The sequence below is a fragment of the Streptomyces sp. NPDC012825 genome (assembly GCF_042900925.1).
Taxonomy (GTDB): domain Bacteria; phylum Actinomycetota; class Actinomycetes; order Streptomycetales; family Streptomycetaceae; genus Streptomyces.
Genome location: NZ_JBIBBZ010000011.1, coordinates 112169 through 132059, shown reverse-complemented (window position 1 = coordinate 132059; position 19891 = coordinate 112169). Strand labels below are relative to the sequence as shown.

At 74.3% G+C, this 19891-nt stretch carries 20 protein-coding genes; 13 read left to right on the top strand and 7 right to left on the bottom strand.

The window, feature by feature from the left end; all coding sequences use genetic code 11:
- Positions 1-187 precede the first annotated feature (187 nt).
- Positions 188-271: a putative leader peptide gene (locus ACFY7E_RS22690; protein WP_365540730.1), complete on the bottom strand. Its 84-nt coding sequence runs from the start codon at positions 269-271 to the stop codon at positions 188-190.
- A 417-nt stretch (positions 272-688) separates the two neighbouring features.
- Here ACFY7E_RS22690 and ACFY7E_RS22685 point away from each other — a divergent pair, with 417 nt between their 5' ends.
- The 5 genes from ACFY7E_RS22685 (at position 689) to ACFY7E_RS22665 (ending at position 4254) form a co-directional block, all read left to right on the top strand.
- The gene (locus ACFY7E_RS22685; protein ID WP_389487528.1) at positions 689-1654 is read left to right on the top strand and encodes an LLM class F420-dependent oxidoreductase; all 966 of its coding nucleotides are present in this window, start codon (positions 689-691) and stop codon (positions 1652-1654) included.
- A gap of 103 nt (positions 1655-1757) precedes the next feature.
- Positions 1758-2003: a DUF6479 family protein gene (locus ACFY7E_RS22680; RefSeq protein ID WP_389487526.1), complete on the top strand. Its 246-nt coding sequence runs from the start codon at positions 1758-1760 to the stop codon at positions 2001-2003.
- 118 nt (positions 2004-2121) lie between these two features.
- A complete protein-coding gene (locus tag ACFY7E_RS22675; RefSeq protein WP_389487524.1) occupies positions 2122-2838 on the top strand; it encodes a HemK2/MTQ2 family protein methyltransferase in 717 nt (238 codons plus the stop codon).
- 97 nt (positions 2839-2935) lie between these two features.
- Positions 2936-3226, top strand: coding sequence for a CDGSH iron-sulfur domain-containing protein (locus tag ACFY7E_RS22670; RefSeq protein WP_389487522.1), 291 nt, complete (start codon positions 2936-2938; stop codon positions 3224-3226).
- The gene (locus ACFY7E_RS22665; RefSeq protein ID WP_389487520.1) at positions 3223-4254 is read left to right on the top strand and encodes an iron-containing redox enzyme family protein; all 1032 of its coding nucleotides are present in this window, start codon (positions 3223-3225) and stop codon (positions 4252-4254) included. Before ACFY7E_RS22670 ends, ACFY7E_RS22665 begins: the two co-directional genes overlap by 4 nt.
- Positions 4255-4427: 173 nt before the next feature.
- On the opposite strand, the gene ACFY7E_RS22660 is transcribed toward ACFY7E_RS22665, so the two are convergent.
- Positions 4428-5363, bottom strand: coding sequence for a helix-turn-helix transcriptional regulator (locus ACFY7E_RS22660; protein WP_389487518.1), 936 nt, complete (start codon positions 5361-5363; stop codon positions 4428-4430).
- Positions 5364-5469: 106 nt separating this feature from the next.
- On the opposite strand from ACFY7E_RS22660, the gene ACFY7E_RS22655 reads away from it, so the two are divergent.
- Together ACFY7E_RS22655 and ACFY7E_RS22650 are read left to right on the top strand one after the other, a co-directional pair.
- On the top strand, positions 5470-6024 hold the full coding sequence (locus ACFY7E_RS22655) for an NIPSNAP family protein (RefSeq protein ID WP_389487516.1): 555 nt from the start codon (positions 5470-5472) through the stop codon (positions 6022-6024).
- A gap of 67 nt (positions 6025-6091) precedes the next feature.
- Positions 6092-6337 carry a hypothetical protein gene (locus ACFY7E_RS22650; protein WP_389487515.1) on the top strand — a complete coding sequence of 82 codons (246 nt, stop codon included), beginning with the start codon at positions 6092-6094 and terminating at the stop codon, positions 6335-6337.
- A 131-nt stretch (positions 6338-6468) separates the two neighbouring features.
- Here ACFY7E_RS22650 and ACFY7E_RS22645 read toward each other — a convergent pair whose 3' ends face one another.
- The 3 genes from ACFY7E_RS22645 to ACFY7E_RS22635 all read right to left on the bottom strand — a co-directional run bounded on the left by ACFY7E_RS22645 (position 6469) and on the right by ACFY7E_RS22635 (position 9672).
- Positions 6469-6726 (bottom strand): helix-turn-helix domain-containing protein, encoded by a 258-nt coding sequence (locus tag ACFY7E_RS22645; RefSeq protein WP_389487513.1) that lies wholly within the window; start codon positions 6724-6726, stop codon positions 6469-6471.
- Complete coding sequence (locus tag ACFY7E_RS22640) at positions 6726-7223, bottom strand: DUF2975 domain-containing protein (RefSeq protein WP_389487511.1); 498 nt, start codon at positions 7221-7223, stop codon at positions 6726-6728. The genes ACFY7E_RS22645 and ACFY7E_RS22640 overlap by 1 nt, the downstream gene beginning before the upstream one ends.
- A 91-nt stretch (positions 7224-7314) precedes the next feature.
- A complete protein-coding gene (locus ACFY7E_RS22635) occupies positions 7315-9672 on the bottom strand; it encodes a SpoIIE family protein phosphatase (RefSeq protein WP_389487509.1) in 2358 nt (785 codons plus the stop codon).
- A gap of 704 nt (positions 9673-10376) precedes the next feature.
- On the opposite strand from ACFY7E_RS22635, the gene ACFY7E_RS22630 reads away from it, so the two are divergent.
- The 5 genes from ACFY7E_RS22630 to ACFY7E_RS22610 all read left to right on the top strand — a co-directional run bounded on the left by ACFY7E_RS22630 (position 10377) and on the right by ACFY7E_RS22610 (position 15779).
- The gene (locus ACFY7E_RS22630; RefSeq protein WP_383437847.1) at positions 10377-11354 is read left to right on the top strand and encodes a 3-oxoacyl-ACP synthase III family protein; all 978 of its coding nucleotides are present in this window, start codon (positions 10377-10379) and stop codon (positions 11352-11354) included.
- An 80-nt stretch (positions 11355-11434) separates the two neighbouring features.
- Positions 11435-12709, top strand: a complete 1275-nt coding sequence (locus ACFY7E_RS22625) for an aminotransferase class III-fold pyridoxal phosphate-dependent enzyme (RefSeq protein WP_389487507.1) — start codon at positions 11435-11437, stop codon at positions 12707-12709.
- Positions 12710-12737: 28 nt separating this feature from the next.
- Positions 12738-13883 carry an acyl-CoA dehydrogenase family protein gene (locus ACFY7E_RS22620; protein WP_389487505.1) on the top strand — a complete coding sequence of 382 codons (1146 nt, stop codon included), beginning with the start codon at positions 12738-12740 and terminating at the stop codon, positions 13881-13883.
- A gap of 29 nt (positions 13884-13912) precedes the next feature.
- Positions 13913-14329, top strand: coding sequence for a thioesterase family protein (locus ACFY7E_RS22615; protein WP_383437854.1), 417 nt, complete (start codon positions 13913-13915; stop codon positions 14327-14329).
- Positions 14330-14432: 103 nt separating this feature from the next.
- On the top strand, positions 14433-15779 hold the full coding sequence (locus ACFY7E_RS22610) for a hypothetical protein (RefSeq protein ID WP_389487503.1): 1347 nt from the start codon (positions 14433-14435) through the stop codon (positions 15777-15779).
- A 49-nt stretch (positions 15780-15828) separates the two neighbouring features.
- On the opposite strand, the gene ACFY7E_RS22605 is transcribed toward ACFY7E_RS22610, so the two are convergent.
- Positions 15829-16389: a CGNR zinc finger domain-containing protein gene (locus ACFY7E_RS22605; RefSeq protein WP_383439473.1), complete on the bottom strand. Its 561-nt coding sequence runs from the start codon at positions 16387-16389 to the stop codon at positions 15829-15831.
- A gap of 61 nt (positions 16390-16450) precedes the next feature.
- On the opposite strand from ACFY7E_RS22605, the gene ACFY7E_RS22600 reads away from it, so the two are divergent.
- Positions 16451-17701, top strand: a complete 1251-nt coding sequence (locus ACFY7E_RS22600) for an MFS transporter (protein WP_389487501.1) — start codon at positions 16451-16453, stop codon at positions 17699-17701.
- Between the two features lie 119 nt (positions 17702-17820).
- Here the strand turns inward: ACFY7E_RS22600 and ACFY7E_RS22595 are convergent, their stop codons facing one another.
- Positions 17821-19887: an iron ABC transporter permease gene (locus ACFY7E_RS22595; RefSeq protein WP_389487499.1), complete on the bottom strand. Its 2067-nt coding sequence runs from the start codon at positions 19885-19887 to the stop codon at positions 17821-17823.
- Between the last annotated feature and the right edge of the window lie 4 nt (positions 19888-19891).

Here is a 19891-nt window from a genome sequence, read left to right as displayed (position 1 = left end):
GCCCGGGCGTCACGGGGCCGGGGCGCGGTCCCGGCGGGCGGCGGCGCGCTGGTGGTGGCGGGCGGCGGCCGGGACGGACACCCCGGCGGCTACGACCGGGACGGGTGCCCCGGGAACGGCGGCCCGGGCGGGCGCCCCGACGGGGGCCGGGGGCGGCGCCGGCGGTCGCGGAGAACCGCGGCCGGGGTCAGCGTCCGCTACAGAGGGCGCCGGACGTGCGCGCGAGGTCGACATGACGTCGTCGCGTGAGGGTCGTCCGGCGGCTCTTCATGTGCATGATCGAAGCAGGTGTCCGTCGGCGGGGTCAAGGCGCACCGGCCGGTGTTCCACGGAGTGGGACGGTGACGCGGGCGACCCCAACGCTCCTCCTGGGCAGGAGGGTTCGGGCCCGCGCCACCACAGGCCGCCGGAATCCCGCCCGTACCCCCGCCGGCGCCGCCGTTCCCGGTTGTCGAAGAGGTTCGTCGCGAGGGCCGCCATGACGAGGCCCGCCGCCGGACCCGCTCCGCGCACCGGTGCGGCGGCCCGGCCGCCGGGTGCTCCTCCGCCCCACCCCTCCCCCGGGACCCCACCCGTCCGCATCGGGACCGGCACCCGTTTTCGCCCGCCGAACGCCTTTCCGGCCGCCATCGGGAGAAGTGCCCGGCATGCCCGTTTCAAGGAGCGTGTTCGCGGCAAGTCGCCCGGCATGATGCAGATCGGGTACACGATGATGACCGAGCAGGCCGGGCCCCGTGAGCTGGTGGGGCACGTGGTCGAGGCGGAACGCGTCGGATTCGACTTCTCCGTGATCTCGGACCACTCCTTCCCGTGGCTGGACTCCCAGGGACACGCCCCGTACGCGTGGAGCGTCCTGGGCGCGGCGGCGCAGGCGACCTCCCGCATCCCGCTGATGACGTACGTGACCTGCCCGACCTTCCGCTACCACCCGGCGATCGTGGCGCAGAAGGCGGCGACCGTGCAGTTGCTGTCCGAGGGCCGCTTCCGGCTCGGCCTCGGCTCGGGCGAGATCCTGAACGAGCACGTCGTCGGCGCGGGCTGGCCCTCGGCCGGTGTCCGCCTGGAGATGCTGGACGAGGCCGCCGGGATCATCCGCGACCTGTTCTCCGGCGAGTACGTGACCCACCGCGGGACCCACTTCCAGGTCGAGAACGCCAAGCTGTGGGACGTCCCCGACACTGCCCCGCCCATCGGGATCGCCGCGTCGGGCCCGCACTCCTGCAAGGTCGCCGGGCGCCGGGCGGACCTGGTGATCGCCACGGAGCCGAAGGGCGAGCTGCTCGACGCCTTCGACGAGCACGGCGGCGCGGGCAAGCCGCGCGTCGGCCAGATGCCGGTCTGCTACGACCCCGACCGTGACGCGGCGGTGGCGCGCGCCCACGACCAGTTCCGCTGGGCGGTGGGCGGCTGGGGCGTCAACTCCGAGCTTCCGCTGCCCTCGGGGTTCGCCCAGGCCACCGAGACGGTCCGTCCCGAGGACGTGGCGGAGAGCATTCCCTGCGGCGACGACGTCGACGCGTTCGTGGAGGCCGCGCGCCCGTACGCCGAGGCCGGGTTCACCGAGCTGGCCCTCGTCCAGATCGGCGGCGAACACCAGGAGCCGTTCCTGCGCTGGGCGGAGAAGGAACTCCTCCCGGCCCTGCGCGACCTCTGAGCACGGGTGGAGACGGGGCACCGACCGTGAGCGAATGGATCTTCTCCGCGAGGGTAGCCGCCGTTCCGAACGAACTGCCCCGTCTCCGACAGGAAGGGCGATCATGCTTCTCTCCTCTCTCCCCGCCGCCGCACCGCCTTCCCTGCTGGCCGCCGGGGGTTCTTCCTCTCTTCTGCTGATCGTGGTCGGAGTGGTGGTGGCGGCCCTGCTCCTCGGCGCGTTCTGGTGGGGTTCCCGGCGGGTGGCCCGGCGTCGGCAGGCCCCCGGTGTCGTACAGCCCCCGGCGGCGGAGGCGAGGCGGGACTCCTGGCAGTCGCCGGAGCAGTCCGAGCGGGAACAGGGCCGTTGAGGAGCGGGACCATGAGGACTCCGGCGAGGACTTTCGAGAAGGCGCCCGCGCCGTCGGGCCGCGCGTTCGCGGCCCCCGGCGCCCCGTTCCGTACGAGAGGCCGATCTCTGTGACCCAGGTGACCCCTCCCCTCGGCGAGGACTTCGCCGCGCCGCTCGGCCCCCGGCCGGCGGACGCGCCGGCACCGCGCGTCTACCGGCTCCCCGGGGTGTACGCGCCCCAGGGGGACACCGCGCTGCTGCTCGCGAACCTGGCTCGCGAAGAGTTCCGGAGCGGCGCGCGGTCGCTCGACCTGTGCACCGGGACCGGTGTCGTCGCGGTCGCCTCCGCCCTGCGGGGCACGCGGGCCACCGCCGTGGACATCTCCCGCGCCGCCGTCACCACGGCCCGCCTCAACGCGCTCCGGCACCGCTGCCGGGTGCGGCTGTTCCGGGGCGACCTGGAGGCTCCGGTGGCGCACGAGCGCTTCGACCTGATCACCGTGAACCCGCCGTACGTGCCCTGCGAGGACCCCGCGCTGCCCGCCCGCGGCAGGAGGCGCGCCTGGGACGCGGGGACGGACGGGCGGATCCTGCTCGACCGGGTCTGCGAACGGGTGCCCCGGCTGCTCACCGCCTCCGGGACGCTGCTCGTCGTGCAGTCGTCGCTCTCCGGCGTCACCGCCACCCTGGACGGACTGCACCGGGCCGGGCTGCGCGCCCGGGTGACCGACCGCCGCGTCCAGCCCTTCGGCCCTGTCATGGCCTCCCGCGAGGAGTGGTTCGCCGCCCGGGGGCTCGTCCCGCCCGGGACGCGCACCGAGGACCTCGTCGTGATCCGCGCGTCCCGCGCGTGACCCCCGCCCCCTCCCCGCCGTACCGCCCGCGCATGGGCGCGGTACGGCGGGGCAGCCGCGCAGCAGAGGAAACGAGACAGCCGATGGGTGGTGTGTGATGTCCCCTTCCCCGGACGTACGGCCCGGGGCCGTGCCCCCGGCACGGGCGGAAGGCCCCGCGCGAAGCGCGCCGACCCTGGTCCGGCCCCTGGACGACGGGCCGATGCTCGTCGAGGGGCCGGTGGACGTCGTCATGCCCGACGGATCGGTACGGCACTGCGAGCGGCCGATGGTCGCCCTGTGCATGTGCCGGCGGAGCAAGCGGGCCCCGTTCTGCGACACCAGCCACCGCCACCGGCAGCGGCGTCCCCGCCCGGCGGCCGACTCCCCGGAGGACCCGACCCCATGACCGTCGCCCCGCAGATCGTCCGTACGGCCTCCGGCGCGCCCGAGGTCCCCGAGGCCCGCGGCGAGGTGTCGCGGGCGGTCCGGCAGCGGCTGCTCGGCGCCCCCGGGGCGCTGCCGGACGGCCCGGAGATCGCGCGCTGCGATCCGTACGGCGAGGACCTCCAGCTCGCCCTGCACCTCTGCTACGCCCTGCACTACCGGGGGTACGACGGGGTCCCCGACACCCTCGAATGGGACCCGCACCTGCTCAGGACCCGGGCGCTCCTGGAACACCGCTTCGAGAGCGCGCTGCGCCACGACTGCCGGCACCACGGGGACGTGGACGAGGAGCTGGGCGCCCTGCTCGTGGAGCCCGCCGAGTCCACCGGCGTCTCCGCGTTCCTCGCGTCGCGGGGAGAGCGGTGGCAGGTGCGGGAGTACGCGGCGCTCCGCTCCGTGTCGCAGCTCCGGGAGGCCGACCCGTACCTCTGGGTGATCCCCCGGCTGCGCGGCCGCGCCAAGGCGGCGATGGTCGCGATCGAGTACGACGAGTTCGGCTGCGGGCGCGCCGACCGCATGCACGAGCGGCTCTACGCCGACCTCATGGTGGACCTGGGGCTCGACGCGGGGTACGGGCGGTACGTGGACGCGGTGGGGGCCGAGACGCTGGCGGCCGTGAACCTGTCGACCCTGCTCGCCCTCCACCGGCGGCTGCGCGGCGCGCTCGTGGGGCACTTCGCCGTCGTGGAGGTGACCTCGCCGCCGGCCGCCGCCCGGCTCGCCGAGGCCATGCGGCGGACGGGCGCGGGACCGGCGGCGGAGCGGTACTACGACGAGCACGTGGAGGCCGACGCCGTCCACGAGCAGCTGGTGCGCCGGGAGGCCGTGGGCGGCCTCCTGGAGGACGAGCCGGACCTCGCGCCCGACGTCGCCCTCGGCATCGCGGCGACGGTGTTCCTGGAGGACCGGCTCGGGGCCCGCGTACTGGAGTCCTGGGAGCGGGGCCGGAGCGCGCTGCGGGCACCGCTCGACCCCGTGGACGCCTCCTAGGGCGTGTGTCGAAAGTAGCGCCGTCTGCCCGAAGGGCAGGCCCGGCGGTGTCCGGTGCGTGCGATCGCAAGGCGGAGGGTCGCCCCGATACTGGTTGTATCGGGGCGATCCCGACAACGCGGCGAGCGTGCGTGCCGGGCGCCGCCGGGCAGGCGGGACTTTCGACACACGCCCTAGGGGCGTCCTTCGTAGCGGGCGGCGAGGGTGCGCACCGTCTCGGCGACGCGGTCGCGCAGTTCGGCCGGGGCCACGACCTCGACGTCGGTGCCCAGGCGCAGGAACTCCCGGTGGGCGTGGTCGATCGACTCGATGGGCACGCGGGTCTCCGTCCATCCGTCGCCGGCGGGCGCGACGCCGAGGCGGCGGGCGCCCTCCGGGGTGAGTCGCACCAGGGCCTCCGCGGTGTGCAGCCGCGCCCGGAAACCGGCCAGGTGGTCCTTCCAGTACCCGGCCAGGCGGAATCCGTCCGGAGCGGCGAACTCGTCCTCCAGCGGCCGGATTCCGAGGATCTGGTCGACCCGGTAGGTGCGGACCCCGGACGGTCCGCCGGCGACCAGGTACCAGCGGCCTGCCTTGAGGACGAGCCCGTACGGCTCCACCCGGCGCTCGATCTCCTCCGGCGCCCGCCAGCGCCGGTAGCGCAGGACCACCGCCCGGCGCGCCCACACCGCGGCGGCGACCGCGGTCAGATGGGGCACCCGGTCGGCGCCGCCGTACCAGCCGGGGGCGTCGAGCAGGAAGCGCTCCTGGATCAGCTCGGCGTGTTCGCGCAGCTCCGCCGGGAGGGCGGCCCGCAGCTTGAGCCGGGCGGTGGCGAGCGCCTCGCCGAGGCCGAGCGCGGCGGCGGCGCCGGGGAGCGCGGCGAGGAACGCGGCCTGCGCCTCGTCCGCCGTCAGTCCCGTGAGCCGGGTCCGGTAGCCGTCGACCAGGCGGTAGCCGCCCGCGTGTCCGGCTTCGCCGTACAGGGGGATGCCCGCGGCACCGAGCGCCTCGACGTCCCGGTAGACCGTCCGGACGGAGACCCCCAGTTCCTCCGCCAGCTGCCGGGCCGTCGTCCGGCCCCGGTTCTGGAGCAGCAGAAGCAGGGCGACCAGCCGACTCGCGCGCATGCCGCCCAGTATCCACTGACAGGAGATGTCAGCGGACCGGCCCTAACCTGCGGCGCGTGGACGACAGAAGGACCACGGACCTCGCACGCCCCGGGAAGGCCACCGCATGAGCATCGTCGAACTCCGGCAGTACACCCTGCGTCCCGGCGCCCGGGAGACGCTGATCGAGCTGTTCGAGCGCGAGTTCGTGACCGGCCAGCGGGCGGCCGGCATCGACGTCGGCGGCCGGTTCCGCGACCTGGACGACCCGGACCGCTTCGTCTGGCTGCGCGCCTTCCCCGACATGACGCACCGCCGGCGCGCGCTGGAGGCGTTCTACACCGGCCCGGTCTGGCGGGAGCACCGTGACGCGGCCAACGCCACCATGGTCGACAGCGACGACGTACTGCTGCTGCGCGGGCCGGGCTTCACGCCGGAGCCGGGCGCGGACGAGGTGCTCGCGACCGTCTGCCACCCCGCCGACGCGGCCGCCTTCGACGCGTACGCGGCCCGGCACCTGGGCCCGGGCCACGCGCTGCACCGCACCGAGCACGCCGAGAACGACTTCCCCCGCCTGCCCGTCCGGACCGGCGAGGACGTCCGGGTGTGGTTCGGCCCGGCCGGACCGGCACCCTGGCCGACCCGGCTGCTGCGGCTGGAACCCGTGAAGCCCCTGGAGTGACCGGGCGGCGGCGTCGTCCGCCGGTCGGGAGCGGGCCCCCTCGTTCCCCGGACACGACGACTGGTCGATGTTCGGCGCCGGCGGCTGCGGCGCCACCGCGGTCCACGTGGACGCGACCCCCGTGCGCTTCGACACCCCGGTCCCCGGGGACCTGCTGCCGGAGCTCACCTGGCGCAACGCCCGGGGCAGGACCCGCACCCTGAAGCACGTGGTGGACGGCCGCCTGGAGCGCTCGGTCAGCCTCCAGGGCTTCTACCGGCTGGCTCCCGAGTCCGCCGGCGCGCTGGCCGGTCTCGCCGTCGGCGCCCCCTGAGGGAGACCGCCGTCGACCGGACGTGCGCGCTGTGCGGGGGTGCCACGCCGTCGGCCTCACCGTGCGCGTGCCGTACGCGCGCGGCGCTTTGCCGACCTCCACCCCCCGGACCTGGCGTTCCGGCGCGCCCGTCAGCCGTTCTCCCCGACCGCGGCGACGGCGTCCTCCGCGCCCTCCGTTCCGGTCTCCGGCTCCCAGCGGAGCAGGTCGCCCGGCTGGCAGTCGAGGACCTCGCAGAGGGCGCCGAGGGTGGTGAAGCGCACCGCCTTGGCGCGCCCGTTCTTGAGCACGGCGAGGTTGGCCGGGGTGATGCCCACGCGTTCCGCGAGCTCGCCCACGGACATCTTGCGCCGGGCCAGCATCACGTCGACGTCCACGACGATCGGCATCAGATCACCTCGGCGAGCTCGGCCCGCATCCGTGTCGCCTCGGCCTCGCGCTCGACGGCCTGGGCGAGCAGCATCCGCAGTACGAGCACGATCAGGGCCACGCCCAGGACCGCCAGGCTCGCCCCGCAGATCAGGAGCACGACGCCCGGGGCGACGGCCTCGCCGGGCGCCAGGAGCACGGCGAACGCGAACACCAGGACGGCGCCCGCGGCGAAGGCGCCGGTGACGACGTCCACGTACCGGAAGGCCCCGTGCGAAAACACCGTGCCGCGCCGCACCATCGTCACGAGCCGCCACACGCAGACCAGGACGGTCTGCGCCGTCAGCGCGCCCAGGACCAGGAGCACGAGCACCGGCGTGCGGAGGTGGGCGTACTCCGGCCGGAGCCCGTTCAGGTCGGCGGCCAGGAGCGGCACCATCACCGCCTCCACGAAGACCGAACCCGCGAACAGTCCCGCGAGCACGGCCCGCAGGGCGAGCACCGTCAGTTTCCCCATGACATCCCCTTCGATCGAAAACCGATAACAAGCTATCGATTTTCGATAGGTACGGCAAGGCGGGGGCGCGGAGAGGGCAAGAGGGCGGTGCTCAGGGTTCGCGGCGGACGAGCAGGAGGGCGACGTCGTCGGTGCGGTGGTCGGGGTCCTTCACGTGCCGGATCAGGACGTCCGCGAGGGCGTCGAGGTCCTCGGGCCGGGACCGCGCGAGACGGCCGGACAGCTCCGCCGTGGCCGTGCCGATGTCGACGCCGGGTGTCTCGACGAGGCCGTCGGTGTAGAGGGCGAGGACCGAGCCGGGCTCCCAGGGCACCTCGGTGGTGACGTACTCGACGTCCGGGGTGATCCCGAGGAGGAGGCCCGGCGGGGCCTCCAGGAGGCGGGTCCGGCCGTCGGGCCCGCGCAGGAGCGGGGGCGGATGCCCCGCCGTGGCGAGCCGCAGACGGTGGCGGGCCGGGTCGAGTTCGACGATCAGGCAGCTGGTGAAGCGGTCCGGGTCCAGGTCGTTCAGGAGCCGGTTGGTGCGGTCGAGGATGTCGCCGGGGGACGCGCCGGCCGTCGCGTGCGCGTGGACGGCGGTGCGCACCTGCCCCATGAGGGCGGCGGCGTTCGGATCGTGCCCCTGGACGTCGCCGATGACCGCGATGACGGTGCCGGGCGCGGCGCGGACGAGGTCGTAGAAGTCGCCGCCCACGTCCATGCCGTGACCCGCCGGCAGGTAGCGGGCGGCGACCCCGACCCCCGGGAGCGGGACCAGGCCGTGCGGGAGCAGACTGGTCTGGAGGCTGTGCGCGAGGGACTGCTTGGCGTCGTAGAGCCGGGCCCGGGCGAGGGCCTGGGCGATGAGGCCCGCCAGGGAGGTGAGCATGGCCCGCTCGGCTCCCGGGAAGGGACGCGGCCGGGCGTACGAGAGGATCAGGGAGCCCACCGGGCGGCCGGAGGCGATGAGCGGCAGGAACGCCCAGGCGGAGCGGTCCGCGTAGCGCGGGGCGTGGGGGTGGGCGCGGTACAGGTCCTCGGGGCTGGTGAAGAAGACGGGGACGCCGGTGGCGAGGACCTGGGCGTCGGCGACCGGCGCCGTCAGGGGCGTGCCGTCGTACCGGTCCACGAACTCCCGGCTGTAGCCGCGGTGTCCGATGATGCGCAGCCGTCCCTCGTCCGCGCTCATCAGGACGAGGCCCTGCGGTCCGAAGGCGGGCACGATCTGGTCGGCGACGAGCTCGACGACGTCGTGGACGCCGGCCGCCTCCGCCAGGGTCGCCGCCATGTGCATGAGGTGGTACACGGCCCCGGCGCCCACGGGCTCGGCGTGCCGGAGCGGCGGGGCCGGCCCCCCGGAGGGGACGGGCGCCTCGGAGGCCTTGGACGTCTCGAAGGCCCCGGAAGTCTCGAAGGCGCCGGAGGCCTCGGAGGCACCGGACGTCTCGGAGGCCCCGGGCATCTCGGAGGTGCCGGAGGCCTCTGGGACTCCGGGGGCTCCCGGTGGGGCGGCCGTCCCGGGCGGGGTCGCCGCGCCCGCCCCTGGTCTCCTACCGATCCCTCCGCCCTTCCTCTCCCCCTCCCCCGCGCCCACGCCCGTCGCGGACGGCCCCGCCACCGGGGTGATGTGGACGCTGATGCCGGTGGCGTCCGGGTACAGCTCGAACAGCAGCCAGGTCGCGGGCCGCCGCATGACGGTGAACGACACCGGCTGGCGGGCGACCACCGCCGCGCGGTAGCGGTCCTCGAAGAGGGGGTCGTTCAGCCAGAGCAGCACCTCCCACGGGCGCTTGCCGAGCAGCGCCGCCGCGCCCGCCTGGAGCAGTTCCGCGGCGGCGGTGTTGAGGAAGGTGAGGCGTCCTTCGAGATCCAGGGCGCAGCACCCGAGGGGCAGCCGTTCGGCGAAGTGGAGGGCGGACCTGGCCAGGACGGGATCGGCCTCCGGGGGCCGGGCCGGATGCACGACGCGCGGCTCGGAGGGATACGCCGCCGGCCCCCGCCCGGCCGCCCGCCGCAGCAGGCCGGCGGCCCGGCGGCCGCAGGCGTCGAGCGCCCCGCGCTCGCGTTCGTCGAGCCGGGGCGGGTGCCAGACCGGCCACAGCAGGACGATCCCGCCCCACACGTCGGTGTCGTCGGCGATCGGGGCGGCGGCGAGGAGGAAGTCGTACGGCAGCACGATCCCCAGGCGCGGATAGCGGCGGGCGATCTCCTCCTGGCCGCCCAGCCAGACGAGGCTCCGGTCGCGCATGGCGTCGACCACCGGGATCGGCGCGTCGGCCGGGATGCGGACCCAGGGGGCCGCGATCTCCTGGGAGACGCCCGACACCAGCGCCAGGCGCAGCATGCTCTCCCCCGGGACCCGGAGGTAGACGAGGCCGACCGAGGCCCCGGCGTCGCGCATCACGTCGCCGAGGACGGTGTCCAACCGCCCCGATCCGAAGACGTCCTCGGCGTCCGCGGGCTCTCCCATATCCGGACCCTACGCCGGGCCCGCCGGGGACGCTCGACAGGACCGGCCCGTCGGTGGACCCCGGCGGACGAGCTCCACGGAAGTTCGACTCGGGTGAGCCTCGGCCAAGTCCCGATCGAAGGCGGGGAGGTCCGGGCCCGTCCGCTTTTCGCGTTCCTTCCGAAGACCGCGAGCGATTCCACGGCGACGGTACGGAACGGTGGCGCGGGCAGGGCCGTGGACGGCGCCATGGTCGTGGGGCGGGATGGATCGGCGCCGGACACTGTTCGCCCGCATTCGATTTGGGCGGTAAACATCCGGGCGCGAGGGAGCCCGACCACCGCCTGCGATCCCCTTCGGCCATGGCGCACCACCCCCTCTTGCGCGGCCTTCACCTACGATCCGCCACGGGGGCACGGGGCTGCCGCGATGCGGCGGAACCGCCTTCCCCAACTGCGCTTCCCCGTCGGACGGGCCGTGTGGCCGCACCTCGTCATCCCCCCGCGACCACAGCCGCCGGAACCGTCACGACCTTCCTGAAAGGAACCTTCCGGCTGATTTCCGGGCCGAATCGATCACCGAGCGTGTCCGGAAAGGCACTTGGTGACACCTCTCACAAGCCGGAGGGCTCGTGTTTACCGGCGTAGGCGTGAGGTAGACGGCCCTTCGCGACGCCGACCGGTCATTACGGGATCAGGTCGATCATTTTCCTGAATGGGGAGAACATGCCGAACGGGATACTCCGGGTGGCCGGTCACGTGCCGTCCCGGGTGGTGGACAACCGCAGGATCAGCGACTGGGCGGGGACCGACGAGGACTGGATCGAGGAGCGCACCGGCATCCGCGAACGCCGTTACGCGGACCCGGAGACGGCGACGTCCGATCTCGCCGCGGCCGCGGCGTCCCGGTTATTGGGGACACGGTACGGACCCCACGACATCGACGCCCTGATCGTCGCGACCACCACCCCCGACCAGCCGCAGCCGGCCACCGCCGTCTTCGTCCTGGAACGGCTCGGCCTCGGCGCCGTGCCCGCCTTCGACCTGAACGCCGTCTGCTCCGGCTTCCTGTACGCCCTGGACGTGGCGGACTCGCTGCTGTGCGCCCACGGCGACTGGCGCAACGTCCTGGTGATCGGGGCCGACACCTACTCGACGATCATGGACCGGACGGACCGCAGGACCGTCAGCCTCTTCGGCGACGGCGCGGGGGCCGTGCTGGTGGGACGCGTTCCCGACGGCTACGGCATCCACGCCAGCTCCCTGCTCGCGGACGGGACGACCACCGACCACGTACGGGTCGAGGGCGGCGGCTCGCGGCGGCCGGCCGCCACCCTCCGGGACCCCGGCGCCCACCACTTCCGCATGAACGGACGGGCCGTCAAGGACTGGGCCGTCCAGCACGTGCCCAAGGCCGTGCACCAGGCGCTGGACGAGTCCGGCGTGGGCCTCGGCGACATCGACCGCGCCGTCTTCCACCAGGGCAACCTGCGGCTGGTGCAGACCCTCGCCGACACGCTGGGCATCGACTCCCGCAAGGTCGCGGTCACCGCCGACCGCTACGGCAACACCGCCGCCGCCTCCATCCCGCTCACCCTCAGCGAGAGCCACCGCGCCGCGCCCCTGCACCGGGGCGAGCGCGTCCTGATGGCCTCCGTGGGCGGCGGCATGACGGCCGCCGCGTCCGTCATGACCTGGTACTGAGCCCCGTCCGGCCGCACCGCCCCGCGCCGGCCCACGCGCCGGCCCCGCACGTCCACCCCGCACACAGTCAGGAGACACCCATGCTTCCCACCGTCAGCCACGGTGCCGGCGTCCACGTCTACGACACCGAGGGCCGGGAGTACCTCGACGGCTGCTCCGGAGCGATCAACACCAACCTCGGCCACGGACTCCCCGAGATCACCTCCCGCATGCACCGGCAGATCGACGCCATCAGCTTCGCCTACCGGACCCAGTTCACCTCCGAGCCGCTGGAACGGCTCTCCGCGCTGCTGACGGAGCTCGCCCCGGGCACCCTCGGCAACCCGGTGTACTGCAACTCGGGCTCCGAGGCCGTCGAGGCCGCCCTGCGCCTGGTGACCCTGTTCCACTCCCGGGCCCACCGGCCCTTCAAGTGCACGGTGCTGACCGAGGAGCCCAGCTACCACGGGATGACCGCCGGCGCGCTCGGCGCCTCCGGGCACCCGGCGCGCAAGCACGGTCTCACCCCCCTCCTCGCGAACCAGGCCACCGTCGCCAAGGTGCGCCCCCGCCAGGGCGACATGCGCGCGGACGTCGAGCAGTGGGAGCGGGCGATCGAGGAGGTGGGGCCGCAGAACCTGGCCGCGGTGATCGTCGAGCCCGTCGGCGGCGCGTCCTCCGGAGCCGTACCGTGCGACCACGCCGTCCTCAGGAGGCTGCGGGAGCTCGCCGACCGGCACGGCTTCCTGCTGGTCGCCGACGAGGTCATGACCGGCCTCGGCAGGACCGGCGCGTGGTTCGGCTGCGACCACGCCGGGGTCGTCCCCGACGTGATGGTCCTCGGAAAGGGCGTGACGGCCGGATACGCGCCGCTGTCCGCCGTCCTGGTCCGCGACGAGGTCGCCGTCGCCTTCGAACAGCCCCTGGGATCGGTGGTGTTCGGGCACACGATGGCCGGCGCGCCGCTCGCCGCCGCAGCGGGTCTGGCGACCGTGGAGTACCTGAAGGAGCACGACGTCCCCGCCCTCGCCGCCCGGTCCGGCCGTCACCTGCGCACCCTCCTGGAGGGGCTCGTCGACCGCCACGCCGTGGTGCGCGACGTCCGCGGGCGCGGTCTGCAGCTCGCCCTCGGCCTGCACGCCACCCCCGGCCGGTCCCCCGGGACCGCCCACGACCTGGTCCTGACGGCGCGCGACCACGGACTGCTGCTGTACCCCGCCGGGGTGAACGCCCTGACGGAGTCCGTGATGGTGGCGCCGCCGCTGAACAGCACGGAGGCCGAGCTGGAGGAGCTGGCGGTCCGTCTGGACCACAGTCTCACCGCCCTGACCCCGGCCCCCGCCGCCCGGGCCGACGAGCTCGTCGCCGCCCCCTGACCCGTCCCTTCGCACCGAAAGGCAGACCATGCTCCAGCACTTCACCGACCCGGCGCTGCGCACGCGCTACGCGGACCTCGCCGCCGCCACCGTCGCCAAGCGCGCCGACGACTGCAGGGCCGAGCGCGTCCTGGACCGGGAGTCCTGGCAGGAGGTGAGCGACGCCGGCATATGGCGGCTGGCCGTGGACCGGGAGTGGGGCGGCGACGGCGGCACCTGGTGGGACTTCACGGCGGCCTTCGAGGGCGTCGCGGCGGGCGGCCGCGACCTCGGCTTCTCCCTGTCCATGGTGGCGCAGGCGGGCCTGATCCGTTCCCTGCTCACCTACGGCAGCGACGACCAGAAGGGCCACTGGCTGCCCCGGCTGCTCTCCGGGGAGGTCGGGGCCACCGCGCTGACGGAGACCACCGGCGGTTCCGACGTCACCCGGATCAGGACGGCCGCCGTCCGCGACGGCGACGTCTACCGCCTGAACGGCCACAAGGACCACATCACCAACGGCCCCGTCGCCGACGTGGCACTGGTCCTGGGCCGCGTGCCCGAGCAGGGCGCCCGGGACATCACCCTCTTCATGGTCGACCTCCACGCCGAGGGCGTCAGCCAGGGCCCCGTGGAGCGGATGATCGGCAACCACACCAGCCCGACCGGGCCCATCGGCTTCGACAACGTGCGGGTCGACGCCCGGAACCTCGTCGGCGAGATCGGCGCGGGCATCGAGGCGATCTACAACACCATCGCCCTCGACCGGCTGCTGTACGGGGTCCTCGCCGCGGCCTACCTCGACCCCCACCTGGACGAGGTGCTCGCGTACGCGCGCCGCCGCCAAGCCTTCAAGCAGCCGATCGCGGACCACCAGTACGTGCAGGGCCGGATCACCGACGCCAAGTTCGCCATCGAGGCGGCCCGGTACGTCTCCTACGGCGCCCTGGACGCCCTGCTCAGCGGCGACCCGCAGGCGTCCCTGCTGTGCTCCACCGCCAAGTACCACGCCGGCGAGACGCTCCGGCTCGGCACCGAGACCGCCCTGCGCGTGTACGGCCACCTCGGCTACATGGACGGACCCGCCGCGCACGCCCTCCAGGACGCCCTGGGCACCCTCATCGCCGGCGGCACCGCGGAGATGCAGCGCAAGAACGTCTTCAACCAGATGCGGGCCCTCGCGCAGGCCTCCTGACCCCTTCGCCACCCGACCGAAAGGCAGTCATGTCCGACACCACCACGTCACCGCGTCCCGTCCTCGACTCCCTCGTCGGCTCCTCGGCCACCCGTCGCCACGTGGTCGGGCCCCGCGACTCCGCCACCGCGTGGGAGAACGACGTGGACGTCCTCGCGACCCCCGTGCTGCTGTGGCTCGGCGAGGTCACCGCCATGGACGTCCTGCGGGAGGAGATCACCGCACCGTGGATGACCCTGGGTCTCCACCACGACTCCGCGCACGTGGCGCCGACGCCCGTGGGCGAGGAGATCACCGTCACCGCCACGCTGACCGAGGTCGACGGCAAGCTCCTCACCTTCGCCGTGGAGGCGCGGGACAGCCGCGCCGTCATCCTGCGCGGCGTGCACGGACGGGCCGTCGTCAACCGCGACTCGTTCGAGAAGAAGCTCGCCGAACGCGCCTGACCCCGCCGTCCCGAGGGACCGCGCCGGACGCGGCCCACCGCGTGAGGGGGCCGCGTCCGGCGCGGTCCCCTCGCGCGGCAGAACCCGTGCGAAAGGACCTCCCGTGCCCCGACTCGTTCTCGGCAACGTCACGAGCGAGTACATGTTCGCCAGCCCGCTCACCTCGTTCGGGCCCAAGGAAACCCACAAGCAGCACGCCGTCTCCACCCGTACGGCCTGGCTGCTCGAGGACGGCGACGCGATGCTCGCGCACCGGCGGCCGACGCCCGGCTTCCGGAACTACCTCGTCTCGTCGCTCGGCCTCGACCCCACGACCCTGACCTTCTTCGTCCCGGACGGACCGGACGAGGGCACGTTCCTCGACGCGCGCACCGCCCTGGCCGAACCGCTGGTGGAGCGGCTGCGGGAGACCGTGCGTCCGGACTGGACGCTGACGCCCTACCTGTACGACCGGACCGTCGCCGAGCTCGCGGGCCGGCTCGGCCTGCGCGGGACGGACTCCGCGTTCTCCGCCCAGGGCGGCAGCGACTTCTTCAACAGCAAGTCCTTCTTCCGGGCCTGGTCGACCGGCACGGGCGTCCCGGTCGCCCGGGGGGAGGTCTGCCGCAGCCGGGGGGCCACCGCGCGGGCCGTGCGCGAGCTGCTGCACCACACCGGCAGCGTGATCGTGAAACAGGACTTCAGCGCCAGCGGGTACGGCAACGTGCTGTTCACCGTCGACGCCGAGGTGCCCTCCATCGGCGCCTCCGCGAAGCACGTCGTCGGCCCGCTCTCCGGCCTCCGCGAGATCGAGGCGGCGCTCGCCGGCTCCTTCCCCGTCGTGGCGGAGGTCCGCGACTTCCCCACCGGCCTGCGCCCGAGCGAGGCCGTCGTGGAGGTCTACCACCCGTACAGCCGTACCCTCTACAGCGAGCTGTTCCTCCCCGACCCGCCCGGCGAACCCGTCCTCCTGAACCACGGCGACATGCGCATGGAGCCGGTCTGGAACGGCTTCGCCATCCCTCCGGTGGCCCTGGACCCCGCGGCGGAGCGGCGGATGCTGGAAGCGTCGCTGGCCATGGCGCGGACGATCCGGAACCTCGGCTACCGCGGTTACCTGAACTGCGACTCCATCGTCACTCCCGAGGGCGGGGTCCTGTTCAACGAGGTGAACGCGCGCGTGGGCGGCTGCACCCACGTGCACGCGGCGGCCCGGCGGCTCCTCGGCGACGACTACTCGGACGGCTACACGCTGCTCACCCGCAACGACCTGCCGGTCCGGGACTTCGCCAAGCTCGCCCTGGCCGTCGGGCGCGACCCCCGGCTGAATCCGGACGGGGAGAGCGGCGCCGTGGTGCTCGTCGACGACAGCCCCTACACCCGCACGGTGGAGTACCTGGTCTACGACCGCGGTCCCGAGGCGGCCGGGGAGACGGAGCGCCTGCTGCGGCGCGTCGCCTCGACCCTCTGAACGGCCCTTCTCGGCCCCGGGGTGAGGAGCACCGGCCCGGCCGGCGTCCTCACCCCGCCTCCGCGGCGGTCGTCCGCCGCTTCTGCGTCTCGCGCATCCGCTTGACCTTGGCGATGCTGCCGCAGGCCCGGCCGCTGTCGCCCGCGTACATGCTGCACCAGGTCCGCGTGTTGTTCCGCGACTGGTCGTAGAAGACCCACCGGCAGTCCGGGCAGGCCCTGAGCCGGCGCCAGCGCTCGGCGAGCACCAGCCGGGCCGCCTGGCGCAGGACGGTGTCGACGGGGGCGGCCGGTCCTTCGAGCCGCAGTTCGCCCTCGCCGATGCGCACCGTCTGCGGTCGCCGGGCGAGCCACTCGTCCAGCCGTCGCGTGCCGCGCTCGTCCACGTCGGCCCGCAGGTCGTCACGGAGCCGGAGCAGGTCGGTCAGTTCGTCGGTGCGCGGACGCGGCAGGTGCGGCAGCACGCGCGCCCAGTCGTCCGGGGACGCGGCGAGGTCCGGGAGGTTCTCCGTCTCCTGCCGTGTGTCGTTGGGGATCACCCAGGTGTTGAGGAAGGACCTCATGTCCTCCACCTGCGGTCCGGCCACCGTCGTTCCCATCCGATTTCCCATACATAAAGAATAGCCGGTAAACAAGGTTTGACACTCCGGCGAGCGGTTACCGGTAAAAACCATGAGTGGTAACACAGCGCCGGTCGCGCGACCCGCCCCCACCTACCGCGACGTGCTGTGCCGCGAGGGCGGCACCGCCTGGTACGTCGCCATGGGACTGATCCGCACTCCCGTCGCCATGGCTCCACTGGCCCTGGTCTTCCTGGGCCACAGCACGGGATCGTTCTCTGCGGGCGGCGTCCTCGCCGCCTCGCACGCGCTCGGCGAGGCAGTCGGGGCCCCCTTCATGGGACGCGGCTTCGACCGGCGCCCCTTCCTCGGACAGCTCCGCTTCGCCCTGCTCGCCGAAGCACTCGTCTTCGCCGCCGTCGCCGTCCTGGCGGGTCACACGCCCATGGTCCTGCTGGTGGCGATGGCCTTCGCCGCCGGGGCGGTGGCCGCGGGCGTCCCCGGCGGCATGCGCGCGCAGCTGTCCGGCACCACTCCGGAACACCTCCGGCACACCGCGCTCGGGCTGGAGAGCGCGCTGAACCAGGCCGTCTGGGCCGCCGGCCCGGTGCTGGCCTCGCTGGTGTCCACCCAGGTGTCGCCACGGATCGCGCTCCTGCTCATGGCCGTGGTCTCGGCGGCTCCCCTGGCCTTCGCCGGGCGCATCCGGCACGCCGCTCCCGACGTGCGGGAGGACGCCCCGGAGCCCGTGGGGACGCTGAGCGTCGTCAGGATGGCCTGGCCCACCGTCCTGCTCGCCGCGGCCATCATGTTCCTGGTCGGCGCCATGGACGTGGCCCTGCCGGCCCGTCTCGAGTCGACGGGCCGGCAGCTGGCGCTGACCGGCGTCATCACGGGGGCGTTCGCCCTGGCGAGCATCGCCGCCGGACTGGTCTACGGACGACGCGCCTGGCCGGGCTCCCCCGGGACGCAGACCCTCTTCCTGCTGCCGGCCATGACCGCGGCGCTGACGCTGTGCGCCGTCACCGGCCGCCTCTGGGCGTTCTTCGCCGCGTTCCTGCTCGGTGGCCTCTTCTACAGCCCGCTCATGATCATCCGTAACCTGGCGCTGCAGAACCGCCTCCCGCAGAACGTGTGGGCCACGGGTTTCTCCCTCCTGTACGCCGCGGGCGGCCTCGGCTACGGAGCGGCCGCCCTGCTGACGGCCGGTCTCGTCAAGGCCACCACCCCGGTCGTCACCATCGTCGTCTGTACGGCGCTGACCACCGTGATCGGTCTGGTGGCGGGCATCGGGGAACGCCGGGGGGCCGCACCGGGCGGCGCTTCGAAGGAGGACCGCGCGCGGGACGAGGCAGTTCGGTAGGAGACGGGGGCGCGCGGAAGGTCGAGGACACCGGTCCGGCGCATGGCCGGCCGGGAGCGCGGACGGCCGCGCGCCCCTGACGCGGGGTGCGCGGCCGTCCGTCGTGCGGGGGGGTGTCCTCAGCGCCGGCTGCGGACGAGCAGGTGGAGGAAGTACGGCGTGCCGATGACGGCCGTCATCATGCCGGCGCCGAGCTGGGCCGGCGCGATCACCGCCCGTCCCACCAGGTCCGCGGTGCAGACGAGCGCCGCGCCGAGGAGCACCGCCACCGGCACCACGCGCGCGTGCCGGCGGCCCACCAGGGCGCGGGCGGCGTGCGGGGCGACGAGCCCGACGAAGCCGATCGTGCCGGCGGCGGCCACGGCGGTCGCGCTGAGCAGGACGCTCAGCACGAGGAAGCCCAGGCGGCCGCGGCCGAGGTCGAGCCCGAGGAGCCGGGGGGTGTCCTCGTCGAGCGAGACGAGGTCGAGCTCCGCGCGCCGCAGGACGGCCACGACCAGGCCCGCCGTCAGGACCACGGCGAGCGGCACCGCGTCGGGCAGGGTCCGCCCGTAGGTGGAGCCGGACAGCCAGGTGAGCGCCTTCGTCGCGTTGAACGGGTCGCTCAGGACGATGAGCAGGCTGATCAGGGCGGCGCTCGCGGTGGCGACGCCGAAGCCGACCAGGACGAGCCTGTTCTGCTGGAACCCGCCGCGCGCGGCGAGGCCGAAGACCAGGACGGCGCCGAGGACGGCGCCCGCGAACGCCGCGCCCGCCACGCTCCAGGAACCGGCCAGGGGGACCGTGGTGACGAGGAGGACGGCGCCGAGCGCGGCGCTGTGGGAGACGCCGAGGATGCCGGGCTCCGCGAGCGGGTTGCGGGTGACGGCCTGGATGAGCGTGCCGGACAGGGCGAGCGCCGCACCCGCCAGGAGCGCCGCGAGGACCCGGGGCACCCGGGTGTCGAGCACGAAGGAGACGGTCCGGCCCGCCCGGCCCTGTGCCCAGTTCACGACGTCGCCCAGGAGCAGCTCGGAGTCGCCGAGCAGCACGCCCGCGACGACCGCGCCGACGACCACGGCGACGAGGACGCCGGTGGTGACGAGGAAGGCGGTACGGCTCCGGATGCGCAGCTTCTCGACCGGCGCGGCCCCGGCGGTGTCCTTGACCCTGATGGCCATGACGATCAGGAAGGCGGCTCCGACGAGGCTGGTGACGACGCCGGTCGGCACGGCGACGGCGACGTCCGCGGGGATGACGGCGCGCAGCAGCACGTCCGAGCCGAGGACGAGGGCGGCGCCGGTGAGGCCCGCGACCGGCAGGCCCGCGCGGAAGCGGTGGAGCCGCTGGGCCCGGCGCGCCAGGCCCCGGACGAGCGCGGGGGCGCACAGGCCGACGAAGCCGATCGGACCGGCGAGCGTGACCGCGGTCGCCGAGAGGAGCGCGGCGAGGACGACGGCCGTGACCCGGGTGGTGCGGACGGGGACGCCGAGGCCGCGGGCCGCGTCGTCGCCGAGGGCGAGGGCGTCGACCCGGCGGGCCAGCAGGATCAGTCCGGCGAGGGCGGCGAGGGCGACGGGCGCCATCTGCAGGACGCCGTCGAAGCCGTTCTGGGAGATGCTGCCCTGGTTCCACTGGTAGAGGCCCTCGGTCTCCTTCGGGAAGAGCAGGAGCAGGCCCTCCGCGACGGCGGTGAGGCCGAGGGTGAGGGCGCTTCCGGCGAGGACGAGCCGGACGGTGCCCGCGCCGAGGCCGGAGAGTCCGAGGACGACGGCGGCCGCGGCCAGGCCGCCGGCGAAGGCGACCCCGGAGGTGGCGAAGAGCGGCAGCGAGACGCCGGTGACGGCGGCGAGGCCGAGCGCCAGGTAGGAGCCGGCGTTGACGGCGAGGGTGTCGGGCGAGGCGATGACGTTGCGGCTGACGGCCTGGAGGGCGGAGCCGGCCATGCCGAGGACGGCGCCGACGAGGAGTCCGGCGACCGCCCTGGGCAGCCGGGAGGCGACGACGACGGACGCGTCGGCGGGGTCGGACCGGCCGGTGAGGGCCTTCCAGACCTCGGCGCCGCCGACGGCGGCGGTGCCCTGGGTGAGGTCGACGAGGGCGAGACCCGCGACGAGGAGGGCCAGTGCGGCCGTCACCACGGCCGCGCTCCTCCGGGACGTGACCGCCGTCGGACGGGTGGAGGGTGTGGTTGCGGTGACGGCCATGGTG